We start from the raw sequence: 15235 nt of genomic DNA, 5'->3' as shown, positions 1-15235 counted from the left end.
ACATGAAGATACTTGATAATAAACCAACTCGCGGCTAATGTATCTTTACTTAAAGATACTTTGTTACGAGATAACCATGCCGCTGCTGATCGCCCTGCTCGCCCCCCTGCTCTGGGGCAGCACCTATGCCGTCGTCAGTCTCTACCTGACCGACTACTCCCCCTACTGGGTGGCCGTGTGGCGCGCCCTCCCCGCCGGGGTGCTGCTGCTGTTGCTCCATCCCCGCAGACCGCCTCTCGTCTGGAGCAGGCAGTTCCTGCTGGCGTTTTGCAACATCACCGCCTTCTTCGCCCTGCTTTTCGTGGCGGCGTTTCGCCTGCCCGGCGCCGTGGCGGGTACGTTGGGAGCGACGCTGCCCCTCATCCTGATGGGGCTGGCCTGGCTGCAAGACGGTGTCAGACCGACGCTCAAGTGGCTGTTGCTGGGGGTGATGGGGCTCGTCGGGGTGCTCTTGCTGCTCAATCCCTCTGCCAATCTGGATCCCGTCGGCGTGGCGTGCGCCCTGCTCGCCACCCTGCTCATCGGCCAGTCGAGCCGCTGGATGCAACGCTGGCCGGTGGACGATCTGCTGGCCCTGACCGCCTGGCAGCTGCTGCTGGGCGGCCTGATGCTGATCCCGCTGGCCTGGTGGCTGGCCGGCCCCATGCCCCTGCCCCGGGCTGACGCCACTCCCGGGCTTATCTGGCTGGTGATCCTCAATACGGCTCTGGCCTACTGGGCCTGGCTCTGGGGACTCAAACGCCATGGCCCTGAGGTGATGGGGATGCTGGCCCTCACCAATCCCATGGTGGCGGTCTCCTGCGGTGTGCTGATGGTGGGAGAAACCCTGGATGGCCGTCAGTGGCTCGGCATCGGCATCATCCTGCTCTCTCTCTTCCTGATGAAGCTGCCGGCCCGCTCTTTCCTCAAGCGCTGGCAGAACCGCAAGGCCGCCACCGGCAGCATCGACAACGGCTGATCCGCAGTCAACCCGACACAAAAAAAGAGGAGCCACCAGGGCTCCTCTTTCACATGGGTTGTTGCCGTGAGGGTCAAACGCCTGCCTTGGCCAGGGCGGCGGAGACGATCTGCTGGGCTTCCTGCTGGATGAGGTCCAGGTGCGCCTCCCCCTTGAAGCTCTCCATGTAGATCTTGTAGATGGACTCGGTACCGGAGGGGCGCGCCGCGAACCAGCCGTTCTCGGTCACCACTTTCAGGCCGCCGATGGCGGCATCGTTGCCCGGCGCCTTGGTCAGCTTGGCGAGGATGGGCTCGCCAGCCAGGGTGGAGGCTTCCACCAGGGCCGGATCCAGCTTGGAGAGCACCGCCTTCTGGGCGCTGTTGGCCGGGGCATCGATGCGGCGGTAGCTGGAGCGGCCGAATCTGGCTTCGAGCGCATCGTAGTGGGCCTGGGGATCCTTGCCGGTCACCGCCAGGATCTCGGCCGCCAGCAGCGCCAGGATGAAGCCATCCTTGTCGGTGGTCCAGACGGTACCGTCCTTGCGCAGGAAGGAGGCACCCGCGCTCTCCTCGCCGCCAAAGCCGAACTCGCCGCTGTAGAGACCGTCCACGAACCACTTGAAGCCGACCGGCACCTCTTTGAGGGTGCGACCGATCTCGCCGGCTACCCGGTCGATCATGGAAGAGGAGACCAGCGTCTTGCCGACGGCCGCCCCCTTGGGCCAGCCGGTTCTGTGGGTGAACAGATACTGGATCGCCACCGCCAGATAGTGGTTCGGATTCATCAGGCCCGCCTTGGTGACGATGCCGTGACGATCGTAGTCAGGGTCATTGCCAAGGGCGATGTCGAACTTGTCTTTCAGGGCAATCAGGCTCGCCATGGCGAACGGGCTGGAACAGTCCATCCGGATCTTGCCGTCTTTGTCCAGGGTCATGAAGGAGAAGGTCGGGTCGACCTTGTAGTTCACCACCTCGATGTCCAGACCGTAGCGCCTGGCGATGACGTCCCAGTAGGCGACGCCGGAGCCACCCAGCGGATCCACGCCGATCTTGATGCCAGCCTGCTTGATGGCGGCCAGATCCAGCACATTTTCGAGATCATCCACATAAGGGGTGACATAGTCGTGTTCCACCACGAACGGGCTCTTGAGGGCCTCGGCAAACGGCATCCGCTTCACGCCGGCCAGGCCCGCTTCCAGGATCGCGTTGGCGCGGTCTTCCACCCACTTGGTGATCTCGCCTTCGGCAGGACCGCCGTGGGGCGGGTTGTATTTGAAGCCACCGTCTTCCGGCGGGTTGTGGGACGGGGTGATCACGACGCCGTCCGCCTGCGCCACGGGTTTGCCTGCGTTGTGGCGCAGGATGGCATGGGAGATGACCGGGGTCGGCGTGAAGCCGAGGCCGGCCTGAATGCGGGTCTCGACACCGTTGGCCGCCAGCACTTCCACCGCGCTGGCAAAGGCGGATTCAGACAGGGCATGGGTATCCATGCCGACGAACAACGGCCCCGTGATACCGGCCTGCTGGCGGTACTCCACCAGCGCCTGGGTCACCGCCAGAATGTGGGATTCGGTGAAGGCGCTGTGCAGGGCGCTGCCGCGGTGACCGGAGGTGCCAAAGGCGACCCGCTGCTCAGGGCGGCTCATGTCCGGCTTGTTGAGGTAGTAGGCGCTGACCAGACGGGGAATGTTGGTCAGATCGCAAAGACGAGCCGGCTGACCGGCGTGGGAATGCTGTGCCATGGCGTTTTCCTTGAGCTGAGCCTTGCCCGGCAAGGCCTGAAGTCGTTGATGGGTTAAACGGCGCCGCACACCCGAGCCGTCAGATCCTCGTCATAACCCATGCTGTTCATGAGCTGGGCCACCATGTTCTGCTTGCGGCTGGTATTGGTATTGGTGATCACCCAGAACGGGGTCTCCGGTACCGGCTTGGGCTTGGTGGTGCTGCCACTGGCACGCAGCGCTTCCGGGTCACGGGAGAAGTAGACGCGCTTGCGCCCTTTTATCTCGGTCGCCTGGGTGAAGCCTTCCGGGTTGTCCCGATAGAGGGTGCTCAATACCAGCATGAAGCGGTTGATGGACTTCTCTTCTTTCTGCAGCTCGCCGGAATCCAGCAGTGCCTCCAGCCCCATGGCATCGGCCACGGGTTGCGGTTGCATCGCAGGCGCGGCCGCCACGGTTGCCGTGCCGGCCTGGGCGGGTTGCTCCAGCAGGCGACGCAGGATATCGGACGCACTCTCGCCGATGTGCCGGGTCTGGCTCGCGATAAAGAAGTAGAGATCGTCATCAAGCTCGATGGTTTTCATAGGGATGCGCTGGACTCGTCGAAATTCGGATGCGGCGATTATACATAGGCAGACCCGGCAGCCCAAGCAAGGGGCGGACAGATGTGCATGAATCTCCTTGAGAATACGGCATAATGACGGGCCAAGTGTGTGATCCCCCGCACTGATAGCCGATCCCGGGGAGATATTTTTGAAAAAAAACCACAAAAAAATCCCCCACCAGGAATGAAATCCTTTTCTTTCAGTGTGTTAAAAATTATGGCGATAGAGCCCACGACCGATAAGGTGTCATTTTGCAACAATACCCACGATTGAACTTCAAGGAACAGGGCGAAGGCCCGACTATCGTACTGATCCATGGCCTCTTTGGCAGCCTGGACAACCTCGGCCTGCTGGCACGCCCCCTCAGCGAACAATACCGGGTCATCAGCGTCGATCTACGCAATCACGGCGCCTCCTTTCACTCGGACGAGATGAGCTACCCGTCCCAGGCTGAGGACATCCTGGCCCTGCTGGACCATCTTGGACTTGAACAGGTGGCCCTGGTGGGTCACTCCATGGGGGGCAAGGTCGCCATGCAGGTCGCCAAGCAGGCCCCTCACAGGGTCAGCAAGCTGGTAGTGGCGGACATCGCCCCGGTGGCCTATCCCCACGCCCGCCACAAGAACGTGTTTGCCGGGCTCAATGCCACGCTGGCCACGCCCCCCCAGAGCCGCAGCGAGGCGGAAGCCATGCTGGCCGAGTACATCGAGATCGCCGGGGTGCGCCAGTTCCTGCTCAAATCCTTCGCCAAAGGGGAGTCTGGATGGGGGTGGCGTTTCAACGTGCCGGCCCTTGAGCGCAACTACGCCAACATCATGGGCTGGCCTGACGATGAACGCCGCTTCGAAGGCGCGACACTCTTCATCAAGGGGGGCGACTCCGACTATATGCTGCCCGAATACACCGGGGCCGCGATGGCCCAGTTCCCGGCCGCCAAGGCCCGCGTCATCGCCGGCACGGGTCACTGGCTGCACGCGGAAAAGCCGGTTTTGTTCAACAAACTGGTTGTGGATTTCCTGTCGACAGGCGGTTAACAGTTTCAAATCCTTTGTGATATAGTGCGCCCGTCTTAAGGAGTGCGCGCAATCCATGCTGAGTGAACACATCGATCTCATCGAGAGTCTGGGCCTGAAACTGTTCTTCGTGGCCATCTTCCTGCTGATTGGTCTGGCCATTCAGGACGTGCTCAAACGGGGCAATGTGCCCCGCTTCGGCCGCTTCATCGTCTGGCTGGTGCTGTTTCTGGGTTGCGCGGGTTTTGTCGCCAAGGGGCTGATCGAAATGGGCTGGGAAGGCTCAGGGATCGGCTAACTACTTTTCATCTGTGATGTATGGCCAAACAGCAAACTGATCGAACAACACTGGATCTGTTCGCAACTGAGAAGCGCCCCGGCAGGCCAAAGACCAATCCACTCCCCCGCGAGACCCAGCTCAAGATCAACAAGCGCAACCAGCTCAAGCGCGATCGTGAGAACGGGCTGAAACGGGTCGAGTTAAAGGTGGAAGCCGAGTTGCTGGAGCGCCTGAACCAACTTGCGCTGCAACAGAACGTCAGCCGAGCCGAGCTGATCCAATCTATCCTGAAGCAACAGATCGAGTCTGCTCATGCAGCAGGCATCGCAATCTGAACCGTCAAGCATCAACACCAGATACGGGTAACGAAACACTATGGCTAGTGTAGGTCTGTTTTTCGGCAGCGATACCGGTAATACCGAAGCTGTCGCCAAGATGATCCAGAAAGAACTGGGCAAACAACTGATTGAAGTCCGTGACATTGCCAAGAGCAGCAAGGCCGACATCGACAGCTTCGATCTGCTGATGTTCGGCATCCCGACTTGGTACTACGGCGAAGCCCAGGCCGATTGGGACGACTTCTTCCCCGAACTCGAAGAGATCGATTTCAACAACAAGCTGGTGGCCATCTTCGGATGCGGCGATCAGGAAGACTATGCCGAGTACTTCCTCGACGCCATGGGCACCCTGCGTGACATCGTCGAAGCCAAGGGCGCCATCATCATCGGCCACTGGCCGACCGCGAGCTACGAGTTCGAAGCCTCCAAGGCACTGGTGGATGACAAGCACTTCGTGGGCCTGGGCATCGACGAAGATCGCCAGCCGGAGCTGACTGCAGAGCGCGTCAAAGGCTGGTGCAAACAGCTGCACGAAGAGATGTGCCTGGGCGAGCTGGAGTGATCTGATCTCCCTCCCTCTTCATGCAACAAGGGCCCCGACGGGGCCCTTGTTGCATCTGCAGCAGGCATTCAGCCCCCCCTGTGCTGGGGCTTGGATCTGACATAGAGGGTGCGCTTCACCTGGGCCACCAGCTCGCCCTGGCCATCCTGCACCTGCACCTCGAACTCGGGAAAGTGCTTCTCTCCCCCCTCGGTCGCCGCCACGATCGATGCCAGCTTGGCGTCGCTCAGGGTGAACTCCGCCACCAGTTTGCCCTTGCCCGGCTTGATGAAATTGATGCTGCCCGCCTTGTCCCACACGTAGTAGCGGTTCTTGAAATAGCCCATCAGCATCAACGGGTAGATGGGATCCGTCATGGCGAACATGCTGCCACCGAACTGGGTCCGGTTGGCATTCTTGTTCCACCAGCGGGACTTGAGAGTGACCCGGCAGAAGCGGAAATCGGGGCTCAGGGTTTCTATCTTGATGCCTGCGCCCCAGAAGGGGGGCCAGGCGTTGAGGGCGCAGCGCACCCAGGCGGCATTGCCGAAAAGCCAATCCATGGATCTCATCCGACCAGACTATAAAGAAGTCACATAGTATCAACATTCTCTGGTCGAGCAAGCGGGCCTGAATATTCCCATGACGGGCTTGATGAGCTAAAGCCCTTGAATTGCTGGGTTTATTTTTAACTTGGCTACGACCTATAATGACAGGCCAAGCGAGTTCGTGGTTGCCATTACAGCGGCAGTCAATCAGAATAACCACACCTTCGAGAATGCGAATAAATAGAAATGGCAGACAACAACCAAGCGTTAAAAAAGGCCGGGCTCAAGATCACCTTGCCCCGTGTCAAGATCCTGGAAATCCTGCAACAGCCGGACTGCCAGCACACCAGTGCGGAAGATCTGTACAAACGGCTGATCGATCAGGGCGAGGAGATTGGTCTCGCTACCGTTTATCGCGTTCTCAACCAGTTTGATGATGCCGGTATCGTCACCCGTCACCATTTCGAAGGGGGCAAGTCGGTGTTCGAGCTGGCCACCCAGGAGCACCACGACCACCTGGTCTGCCTCGACTGCGGCAAGGTGATCGAGTTTTCCGACGAGGTGATCGAACAGCGCCAGCGCGACATCGCCAAAGCGCACAACATCCGCCTGACCAACCACAGCCTTTACCTGTATGGCCACTGCGCCAACGGTGACTGCAAGCACGACGATTGATTCGGCCGGGTCGGCGCAATAAAAAAGCCAGCATGATGCTGGCTTTTTTGTGTCCGCAATCCGGACCAGAAGCGGCAGGGTTTCCCCTGCCCTCTTCTATCAGACCTCGGCCTTGCCCCAGACGTCACGCAGGGCCACGGTGCGGTTGAACACCAGGCGCTCAGCGCTGGAGAGCTTGTTGTCGGCGCAGAAGTAACCTTCACGCTCGAACTGGTAGGCAAACTCAGGCTTGGCATCCTTCAGGGAAGCTTCCACCCGGGCCCCTTCGATGATCACCAGGGATTCCGGATTCAGAGCCGCTTCGAAGTCATCCTCGGCGCCCGGGTTCGGCACCTTGAACAGACGGTCGTAGAGACGCACTTCGGCCGGCAGGGAGTGAGTGGCGCTGACCCAGTGGATCACCCCTTTCACCTTGCGGCCGTCCGCCGGATCCTTGCCCAGGGTCTCGGGGTCGTAAGAGCAGTAGATGCAGGTGACCTTGCCGTCCGCATCCTTCTCGACCCGTTCGGCCTTGATGACGTAGGCGTTGCGCAGGCGCACTTCCTTGCCCAGCACCAGCCGCTTGAACTGCTTGTTGGCTTCCTCTTTGAAGTCCGCTTCGTCGATGAAGATTTCGCGGGAGAAATGCAGCTCACGGGTCCCCATCTCCGGCTTGTTCGGGTGCGCAGGGGCGGTCAGCACCTCATCGGCCGCCAGGTTCTCGATCACCACCTTCACCGGGTGCAGCACGGCCATGGCGCGCGGGGCGTTCTCGTTGAGATCGTCGCGGATGCAGGCTTCCAGCATGCTCATCTCGACGATGTTGTCCTGCTTGGTCACACCGATGCGCTTGCAGAACTCGCGGATGGAGGCCGGGGTGTAACCACGGCGGCGCAGACCGGAGACGGTCAGCATGCGCGGATCATCCCAGCCGCTGACGTGCCCCTCGGTCACCAGCAGGTTCAGCTTGCGCTTGGACATGACGGTGTATTCGAGGTTCAGACGGGAGAACTCGTACTGACGGGGGTGACAGTCGATGCTGATGTTGTCCAGCACCCAGTCATACAGGCGACGGTTGTCCTGGAACTCCAGGGTACACAGGGAGTGGGTGATCCCCTCCAGGGCGTCCGAGATGCAATGGGTGAAGTCATACATCGGGTAGATGCACCACTCGTCACCGGTCTGGTGGTGGTGGGCAAACTTGATGCGATAGATGACGGGATCGCGCATCACCATGAAGGGGGATGCCATGTCGATCTTTGCGCGCAGGCAGGCGCTCCCTTCGGCCATCTCACCGTTCTTCATCTTGGCGAACAGGGCCAGGTTTTCTTCCACGCTGCGATCGCGGAACGGGCTGTTCTTGCCAGGGGCAGTCAGGGTGCCGCGGTATTCGCGCATCTGCTCCGGGGAGAGCTCGTCCACATAGGCCAGTCCCTTCTCGATGAGCTCGATGGCGTAGCCGTGCAGCTTGTGGAAATAGTCGGAGGAGTAGCAGATCTCGCCGCTCCACTGGAAGCCCAGCCACTGGACGTCCTGCTTGATGGACTCCACGAACTCGATGTCTTCCTTCGCCGGGTTGGTGTCATCGAAACGCAGGTTGCACTGACCCTGATAGTCGCGGGCGATGCCGAAGTTCAGGCAGATGGATTTGGCGTGGCCGATATGGAGATAACCGTTCGGCTCCGGCGGGAAACGGGTATGCACGCTGCTGTGCTTACCGCTGGCCAGATCTTCATCAATGATCTGACGAATAAAGTTAGTTGGGCTGTTCGCCTGACTCATGGCTCACCTCAAAAATGCGTCACTGGCGGACGTTGTGCCGGCTGGCACCCTCATACCCCCGCCGTCAAGCCGGGTATGATCCCTCATTACGCGCCCTGCCTCAACCTGAATTTGGCCAATTCGGGTCATTGGCGCACCAAAAACGGCGAAACGGGAGAAATTGCAGAGATCCTGGTCAAAAAAAGCCCCGCACGGGGCGGGGTCTCAAGTGATGAAAAACAGACAAAACACACACAACAAAGGTTCACACGCAGAGTCAACCTTTCCCAAACCCGATGGCCATCGACCTTGGGAAAGGCGGGTCTTGCGACCCACCTTGCGTTATGGATTGAAGGCTAGCTATCAGTTCAGCTCGGTGACGCGGCTGGTGCGCTTGCCATCGAAGCTGGTGGTACGCAGGTAGACCTTGCCATCCACGGTCGGCTTGGCGGCAGCGTCGTAGGCGCTCCAGCTCTTGCCATCCAGGCTGTACTGGATGGGCAGACCCGGCAGATCCACATTCGCTTCCAGCACACCGTTCACCACCTTGGCGCCCGGTACGGAGAGGCGGTATTCCACCCCGGCCTGGTCCAGTTTGGGCAGCACACGCTGACCCAACACGTTGGCAAACTGGTTCCACTCCTTGTTCAGGGTGGCCTTGTTCACGTGCTTGGTGGTGCCGGAGAACTCGCGACCCTTCACGTAATCGAGCTCGAAGCCGCCCTTGTGCCAGGCGCGCTCGGCCACGGAGAAGATACGCGGATAGACCATGTACTCGTACTGGGCATCGGTGCGCACGGTTTCACTCCACTGCTGACCGGAGATCCCCTTGAACTTGACCGGATCCTGGTCACCCTTGGCCACGAAGGCGTTGCCGTCGCGGTCAACCGAGGTCTCGGCGTTCTGCGGCAGGTTTTCCGGGGCGAAGGCGAACACCTTGCGGGTGTCGTTGAAGCGGGTTGCCCAGTAGTAGCCGCGCTCAGCCGGGTGTACCTCGTTCGGGAAGTCGAAGTAGAGGTAATCCGGGTTGGAGAGCACCACGTCATAGCCCTTGTGCGCCCACTTCATCGCCTCGTTGAAACCACCCCAGTAGAGGGTTTCCCAGAAGTTGACCCGTGTCTTGTCGGTGGCGAATACGCTGGCATCCGTGGCGTACTTCAGGCCATCTTCCCACGCCTGCAGGGTGGAGAAGCCGTGGCCCTTGACCATCTCGCTCACTTCCTTGGCAAAGTAGACCGGCAGCTCGGCCACGTCCTTGATCTTGCCATCGTCGATCATCTTCTGGCACATGGGGGACTTGCCGAACGGCTTGTCCTGCTTGCTGGAGTCGACGTTGCCCTTCCAGGCCACCAGATCTTCTTTCTTGGTGACGGCCGGATCCTGGTAACCACCGCCCTGCATGATGTTCTTCGCCTCGTCACCACCGTAGTGCCAGGCGGTCAGCGGCTGGCCGGCGGCCTGGTGCATCTGGGCCACTTCATCCATCACCTTGGCCACGAAGGTGGCGGCACCCGGCTGGCAGGGGTTGATGAAGGACATCTTGTCGTAGAACTGTACCGAGGTGACATTGGAGGTATCGGCCGGGTCAGTCAGACGGAACTGGTTGGCCTCGGCCTCTTTGCCCTCGCTCATCAGACGCTTGTAGCGCGCCTCCATGGAGACCACGGCGGCACGGGCGTGGGCCGGCATGTTGATCTCGGGGATCACGGTCACACCACGCGCCTTGGCATAGCGTACCAGGTCGATGTAGTCCGCCTTGCTGTAGAAACCGGAACCCTGGTTGTCGCTGGTGGGGCCGGAGCCGAGCTGCGGCATCAGGCACTTGGTTTCGGACTCGTCGTGGCAACGCTGGCTGCCGACGTCGGTCAGCTCCGGCAGGCCCGGGATCTCCAGACGCCAGCCTTCATCGTTAGTCAGCCCCAGGTGCAGCACGTTGAGCTTCATGGCGGACATCTGGTCCACCAGCTTCTTCATGGTCTCGGGGCTTCGGAAGTGACGGGCCACGTCGGTCTGCATGCCACGGTATTCAAAGCGCGGCGCATCCTCGACGCTCATCTGACTCACCAGCTTGTCGTCAACGCCCAGCAGAGAGATCAGGGACTGGGCGCCCCAGAAGGCGCCGTCAACGTCGTGCCCCTGAATGACGGTGCCCTTCTTGCCGATGGTCATGTCGTAGCCTTCGGCCTGCTTGAGCTTGCTGCCGAGCTTGATGGTGACCGGGTAGCCGGTGTCGGAGAGGGTAACACCCAGCTTGGTCAGTTGCGCCTTCAGGGCCTCGGCGCGATCGCTTGGCAGGTCAAGGGCATTGAGCTTGATGGTGGAGAAGTCGATTTGCGGGCCGGCCTTGACCACCTGCTTCATCGGGCTTGGCAGGATGCGGTCGTCAATCTTGCCGGCAGGCAGCAGGGTGCTGGTCTGGTTGGCGGCGAAACGGGTCTCGCTGTTCATCAGGATGTTGTTGTCATCCTTGGTGCGCTTCCAGCCATCGGTCGGCATCGGCTTCTCGTAGGTGCTGGCATCGTCGATGTTGCTCATGCTGGCCAGCACTTTCGGCTCGGCCCCTTCACTGGCGACATACCAGTTCGGCATGATGTCAGATTCGAACAATACCCAGTATTCCACCACCAGGGGCACCTCGACCGTGGCGTCCTTGGCAAAGCCCTGGAACTTCTCGGTCGGCGTCAAACGATAGAGGTCGCCGGTCAGGTGGGTGATGGTGAACTGGTCGTTGTCCACCCGCTGGATGCGGCGGATGGAGGAGACATAGATGCTCCAGTCCTTGGAGGTGACGTCGGCCCCGGTATTGGTCAGGTGCAGCTTGGCAACGCCGCAGCTTGCCCACTCGGAGCCCAGCGCCTGGCAGTCAAGACCGGCGCCGGCACCGTCATTGGTGACGACTTCGTACTTGACGACGAGGTTGCTGGCGAGGGCGTCGACCACCGCTTGCCTGGCAGCATCGGCTGCAAGTGCGGGACCGGCGAAAACGGTAGACATGGCAATGGCTAACAGAGAATGTTTCAAGTTCATAACTGCTGCTCTCATTTGAAGTAAAGGTTGGATTTTCTTGGCTTTTTTTATATGGGGCCCCGAGGCGGAGCCCTTAGTTATGTCAACAATGGACTTAGACTTGAGGTGAGCGAGTCGCTCGATTAACGCAGGGCTTTCATCTCACCGGCGATGATCTCGGCCAATGGGCCCAGAATCACCTGCAGGTTCTGCTCACCGAGCTTGACCACACCGGCCGCGCCCAGGGCTTTGAGCTTGCGCTCGTCAACGATGCTGCGGTCTTTCAGGGTCAGACGCAGACGGGTGATGCAGGCATCGATGGTCACCAGGTTCTCCTGACCACCCAGCACTTCCAGATACTGCTTGGCCAGCTCGGTGCGGTCGGTGGTTTGAGCCTGTACCGGCACGGCTTCGTCATCTTCACGACCCGGGGTTTTCAGGTTGAACTTGGCGATCACGGCGCGGAAGACCACGTAGTAGAGGCCGAAGAAGACCAGACCCTGTACCAGCAGCATGTACCACTGGGTCGCCAGCGGGTTGCGGCTGGAGAGCACCATATCCACCAGACCGGCGCTGAAGCCGAAACCGGCGATCCAGTGCATGGAGGCTGCGATGAACACGGAGATACCGGTCAGCAGGGCATGGATGACGTACAGTACCGGCGCCACGAACATGAAGGAGAACTCGAGCGGCTCGGTCACCCCGGTGAAGAAGGCGGCAAAGGCGGCAGCGATCATGATGGACGCAACCTTCTCTTTGTTCTCTTTCTTCGCGCTGTGGTAGATGGCCAGTGCGGCACCCGGCAGACCGAACATCATGATGGGGAAGAAGCCGGCCTGGTACATGCCGGTCACGCCCACGACAGCCTTGCCGGCGTCGATGGAGGATTGGCCACCCAGGAAGTTCGGGATGTCGTTGATGCCGGCCACGTCGAACCAGAACACGGAGTTCAGGGCGTGGTGCAGACCGACCGGGATCAGCAGACGGTTGAAGAAGGCATAGATGCCGGCACCGGTGGAGCCCATGCTGACGATGGATTCACCGAAGCTCACCAGGCCACCGTAGATGACCGGCCAGACGGCCATCAGGATGAAGGAGACGACGATCATCACCACGGAGGTCACGATCGGCACCAGACGACGACCGGAGAAGAAGGCCAGCGCCTTGTGCAGCTCCACGCTGCTGAAGCGGTTGTAGAGCTCGGCGGCGATGACACCACACAGGATGCCGACGAACTGGTTGCTGATCTTGGCAAAGGCTGCCGGCACCTGGTCGGCCGGGATACCCTTGATCTGGGCCACGGCGCCCGGGCTCAGCAGGGTGGTGACCACCAGGAAGCCGACCAGACCGGCCAGCGCGGCGGAACCGTCTTTATCCTTGGACATGCCGTAAGCGACGCCGACGGCGAACAGAATGGGCATACTGTCGATGATGGCGGCACCCGCCTTGATCAGAAACGCAGCCAGAGGGCTTCCGCCACCCCAACCGTTCGGGTCAATCCAGTAGCCAATCCCCATCAGGATCGCGGCGGCAGGCAATACCGCTACCGGCACCATCAGGGCACGGCCGATCTTTTGCAAATAACCGAGAATGTTCACGGTTCCTCTCCTTAGTTGGTGTTTTTCTAGAAATTAAGTGCTTATCACGTTCGACGCATAAGCCATCAAGGCTTGATTGGCAGTCTATGTGTTTTATTTCGCTGCGCAAATTAATAAACCAGCTTTCGTGATCATTATCACTCAACAGAGATAAAGGTAGCCGATAGATGTGGCTTAGTTCGCAATCTTTATTTACGCTATAAAACAACTTGAATCCGTGTCTGGTCCCTTGCCGTCACTCCCTGTGCGGCAACCGTACTGAGGTATATAGAATGCGCCTGATCCCGTTGAAGTCTGCCAGCCAGGTGGGTCTCTGGTCTGCCCGTTACATCGTTGACCGCATCAATGCGTTCAAACCCACTGCCGAGCGCCCCTTCGTGCTGGGTCTGCCCACTGGCGGCACCCCGCTCAACACCTACAAGCGCCTGATTGAGCTGCATAAAGCCGGCGAGGTGAGCTTCCAGAACGTGGTCACCTTCAACATGGACGAGTACGTGGGGCTGCCCAAGGAACACCCGGAGAGCTACCACAGCTTCATGCACAACAACTTCTTCAATCACGTGGACATTCGCCCGGAAAACATCAACATCCTCAATGGCAACGCCGAGGATCTGGTGGCCGAGTGCCAGCGCTACGAAGACAAGATCAAGTCCTACGGCAAGATCCACCTGTTCATGGGCGGCGTCGGCAACGACGGTCACATCGCCTTCAACGAACCGGCCTCTTCCCTGGCTTCCCGTACCCGGGTCAAGACCCTGACTGAAGACACCCGCATCGCCAACTCCCGCTTCTTTGGCGGCGACATAGAGCAGGTGCCCAAGCTGGCTCTGACCGTGGGTGTCGGCACCCTGATGGACGCCGAAGAGATCCTGATCCTGGTGGTCGGTCACGCCAAGGCCCAGGCCCTGCAGGCCACCGTGGAGGGCAGCGTCAACCACATGTGGACCATCTCCACCCTGCAACTGCATCCGAAAGGGATTGTGGTGTGCGACGAACCTTCCACCATGGAGTTGAAGGTCAAGACGGTGCGCTACTTCCAGCAACTGGAAGTCGACAATATCAAGCACCTCTGAGGAGCTCCCATGTACGCTCTGACTAATTGCACTCTCTACACCGGCAGCTGCGTGCTGACCGGTTATGGCGTGGTCATCGATGGCGACAAGATTGTCGCCATCTCCCGCCAGGCAGAACTGCCCGCTGGCATCGAGCAGATTGACCTCCAGGGCGCCAACCTCAGCGCCGGCTTCATCGACGTCCAGCTCAACGGCTGCGGTGGCGTCATGTTCAACGGTCACATCACCACGGACACCCTGGCCACCATGCAGGCGGCCAACCTGAAATCCGGGACCACCAGCTTCCTGCCGACCCTGATCACCAGCCCGGATGCGGACATGAAGCAGGCCGTCGCCGTCACCCGCGACTACATGGCCGCCCACCCCAACGAGGTGCTTGGCGTCCATCTGGAAGGGCCCTATACCAACCTCAAGCGCAAGGGGATCCACCCGGCCGAACAGATCCGCCAGCCCGCCGACGAGATGATCGACTTCTTCTGCGACAACGCGGACGCCATCGCCAAGATCACCCTGGCGCCGGAGCGCAACAAGCCCGAGCACATCCGCCGTCTGGTGGAGGCCGGCATCCTGGTCTCCGCCGGCCACACCGCCGCCAACTACGATCAGGCCATGGCGGGCTTTGACAACGGCATGCGCTTTGCCACCCACCTCTACAACGCCATGACCCCGACCCTGAATGGTCGCGAGCCCGGCGTGGTCGGAGCCATCTACGATCGCAAGGATGTCTATGCGGGCATCATCGTCGACGGCCACCACGTACACTGGGCCAACGTGCGCCTGGCGCACAGGATGCTGGGGGAGCGGCTGGTGCTGGTCACCGATGCCACCGCGGCGGCAGGTGCACCGGAAGGCTTTGAGAAATTTGATTTTTGCGGCGCAACCGTCTATTTCCGCGATGGTCAGTGCGTCGATGAGAATGGTACACTCGGCGGCTCCGCCCTCACCATGATCGAAGGGGTGGAAAATCTGGTCAAACAGGTCGGATTGCCGCTCGACGAAGCACTGAGAATGGCCACCCTTTACCCCGCTCGCGCCATTGGATGGGACTCGCGTCTCGGTAGTATCCAGGTCGGAAAAATTGCCAACCTCACCGTCTTTGATCAGGCCTTCGCGGTCTGCGGGACCGTGGTTAACGGACACTACACAACACAGTGACAC

General features: G+C 60.2%; 14 protein-coding genes. 8 read left to right on the top strand and 6 right to left on the bottom strand.

Annotation, left to right across the window (positions count from 1 at the left end; genetic code table 11):
* Positions 1–76 precede the first annotated feature (76 nt).
* Positions 77–958 (top strand): DMT family transporter, encoded by an 882-nt coding sequence (locus tag HKD46_RS02250; RefSeq protein WP_171864867.1) that lies wholly within the window; start codon positions 77–79, stop codon positions 956–958.
* 73 nt (positions 959–1031) lie between these two features.
* Here HKD46_RS02250 and pgm read toward each other — a convergent pair whose 3' ends face one another.
* Positions 1032–2681 carry a phosphoglucomutase (alpha-D-glucose-1,6-bisphosphate-dependent) gene (gene pgm, locus HKD46_RS02245; RefSeq protein ID WP_010674109.1) on the bottom strand — a complete coding sequence of 550 codons (1650 nt, stop codon included), beginning with the start codon at positions 2679–2681 and terminating at the stop codon, positions 1032–1034.
* 53 nt (positions 2682–2734) lie between these two features.
* Complete coding sequence (gene seqA, locus HKD46_RS02240) at positions 2735–3244, bottom strand: replication initiation negative regulator SeqA (protein WP_010674108.1); 510 nt, start codon at positions 3242–3244, stop codon at positions 2735–2737.
* Positions 3245–3534: 290 nt separating this feature from the next.
* Between seqA and HKD46_RS02235 the strand changes: the two genes are divergently transcribed.
* From HKD46_RS02235 to fldA, 4 genes are read left to right on the top strand one after another with little or no spacing between them, the layout of a single operon-like run.
* The gene (locus HKD46_RS02235) at positions 3535–4299 is read left to right on the top strand and encodes an alpha/beta fold hydrolase (RefSeq protein WP_109112016.1); all 765 of its coding nucleotides are present in this window, start codon (positions 3535–3537) and stop codon (positions 4297–4299) included.
* Between the two features lie 55 nt (positions 4300–4354).
* Complete coding sequence (locus tag HKD46_RS02230) at positions 4355–4576, top strand: DUF2788 domain-containing protein (protein ID WP_010674106.1); 222 nt, start codon at positions 4355–4357, stop codon at positions 4574–4576.
* A gap of 20 nt (positions 4577–4596) precedes the next feature.
* Positions 4597–4893, top strand: coding sequence for a LexA regulated protein (gene ybfE, locus HKD46_RS02225; protein ID WP_005325670.1), 297 nt, complete (start codon positions 4597–4599; stop codon positions 4891–4893).
* A 40-nt stretch (positions 4894–4933) separates the two neighbouring features.
* Positions 4934–5458, top strand: a complete 525-nt coding sequence (gene fldA / locus HKD46_RS02220; protein ID WP_010674104.1) for a flavodoxin FldA — start codon at positions 4934–4936, stop codon at positions 5456–5458.
* Positions 5459–5526: 68 nt separating this feature from the next.
* Here the strand turns inward: fldA and HKD46_RS02215 are convergent, their stop codons facing one another.
* Entirely contained in the window at positions 5527–6000 is a 474-nt protein-coding gene (locus tag HKD46_RS02215) for a DUF4442 domain-containing protein (protein ID WP_010674103.1), read from the bottom strand.
* A gap of 231 nt (positions 6001–6231) precedes the next feature.
* On the opposite strand from HKD46_RS02215, the gene fur reads away from it, so the two are divergent.
* On the top strand, positions 6232–6660 hold the full coding sequence (gene fur / locus HKD46_RS02210; protein WP_010674102.1) for a ferric iron uptake transcriptional regulator: 429 nt from the start codon (positions 6232–6234) through the stop codon (positions 6658–6660).
* A 99-nt stretch (positions 6661–6759) separates the two neighbouring features.
* Here the strand turns inward: fur and glnS are convergent, their stop codons facing one another.
* The 3 genes from glnS to nagE all read right to left on the bottom strand — a co-directional run bounded on the left by glnS (position 6760) and on the right by nagE (position 13004).
* A complete protein-coding gene (gene glnS, locus HKD46_RS02205) occupies positions 6760–8421 on the bottom strand; it encodes a glutamine--tRNA ligase (RefSeq protein WP_139736996.1) in 1662 nt (553 codons plus the stop codon).
* Positions 8422–8763: 342 nt separating this feature from the next.
* Positions 8764–11427, bottom strand: coding sequence for a beta-N-acetylhexosaminidase (locus HKD46_RS02200; protein ID WP_171864866.1), 2664 nt, complete (start codon positions 11425–11427; stop codon positions 8764–8766).
* A gap of 122 nt (positions 11428–11549) precedes the next feature.
* Positions 11550–13004 carry an N-acetylglucosamine-specific PTS transporter subunit IIBC gene (gene nagE, locus HKD46_RS02195; RefSeq protein ID WP_039039841.1) on the bottom strand — a complete coding sequence of 485 codons (1455 nt, stop codon included), beginning with the start codon at positions 13002–13004 and terminating at the stop codon, positions 11550–11552.
* Between the two features lie 272 nt (positions 13005–13276).
* Between nagE and nagB the strand changes: the two genes are divergently transcribed.
* Positions 13277–14077, top strand: a complete 801-nt coding sequence (gene nagB / locus HKD46_RS02190; protein ID WP_171864865.1) for a glucosamine-6-phosphate deaminase — start codon at positions 13277–13279, stop codon at positions 14075–14077.
* A 9-nt stretch (positions 14078–14086) separates the two neighbouring features.
* Complete coding sequence (gene nagA / locus HKD46_RS02185) at positions 14087–15232, top strand: N-acetylglucosamine-6-phosphate deacetylase (RefSeq protein WP_039039842.1); 1146 nt, start codon at positions 14087–14089, stop codon at positions 15230–15232.
* Positions 15233–15235 lie beyond the last annotated feature (3 nt).

It is taken from the genome of Aeromonas sp. TW 6 (genome assembly GCF_013168745.1).
In the GTDB taxonomy this organism is placed as follows: Bacteria; Pseudomonadota; Gammaproteobacteria; order Enterobacterales; family Aeromonadaceae; genus Aeromonas; species Aeromonas caviae.
Note: the sequence above shows the minus strand (reverse complement) of the source record. Positions and strands in the feature narration are given on the sequence as shown.

Bases quoted from the DNA above. Each gene is read 5' to 3' on its own strand.
- HKD46_RS02250 (WP_171864867.1), top strand. From the start codon at position 77: ATGCCGCTGCTGATCGCCCTGCTCGCCCCCCTGCTCTGGGGCAGCACC.
- pgm (WP_010674109.1), bottom strand. From the start codon at position 2,681: ATGGCACAGCATTCCCACGCCGGTCAGCCGGCTCGTCTTTGCGATCTG.
- seqA (WP_010674108.1), bottom strand. From the start codon at position 3,244: ATGAAAACCATCGAGCTTGATGACGATCTCTACTTCTTTATCGCGAGC.
- HKD46_RS02230 (WP_010674106.1), top strand. From the start codon at position 4,355: ATGCTGAGTGAACACATCGATCTCATCGAGAGTCTGGGCCTGAAACTG.
- ybfE (WP_005325670.1), top strand. From the start codon at position 4,597: ATGGCCAAACAGCAAACTGATCGAACAACACTGGATCTGTTCGCAACT.
- fldA (WP_010674104.1), top strand. From the start codon at position 4,934: ATGGCTAGTGTAGGTCTGTTTTTCGGCAGCGATACCGGTAATACCGAA.
- HKD46_RS02215 (WP_010674103.1), bottom strand. From the start codon at position 6,000: ATGGATTGGCTTTTCGGCAATGCCGCCTGGGTGCGCTGCGCCCTCAAC.
- fur (WP_010674102.1), top strand. From the start codon at position 6,232: ATGGCAGACAACAACCAAGCGTTAAAAAAGGCCGGGCTCAAGATCACC.
- glnS (WP_139736996.1), bottom strand. From the start codon at position 8,421: ATGAGTCAGGCGAACAGCCCAACTAACTTTATTCGTCAGATCATTGAT.
- HKD46_RS02200 (WP_171864866.1), bottom strand. From the start codon at position 11,427: ATGAACTTGAAACATTCTCTGTTAGCCATTGCCATGTCTACCGTTTTC.
- nagB (WP_171864865.1), top strand. From the start codon at position 13,277: ATGCGCCTGATCCCGTTGAAGTCTGCCAGCCAGGTGGGTCTCTGGTCT.
- nagA (WP_039039842.1), top strand. From the start codon at position 14,087: ATGTACGCTCTGACTAATTGCACTCTCTACACCGGCAGCTGCGTGCTG.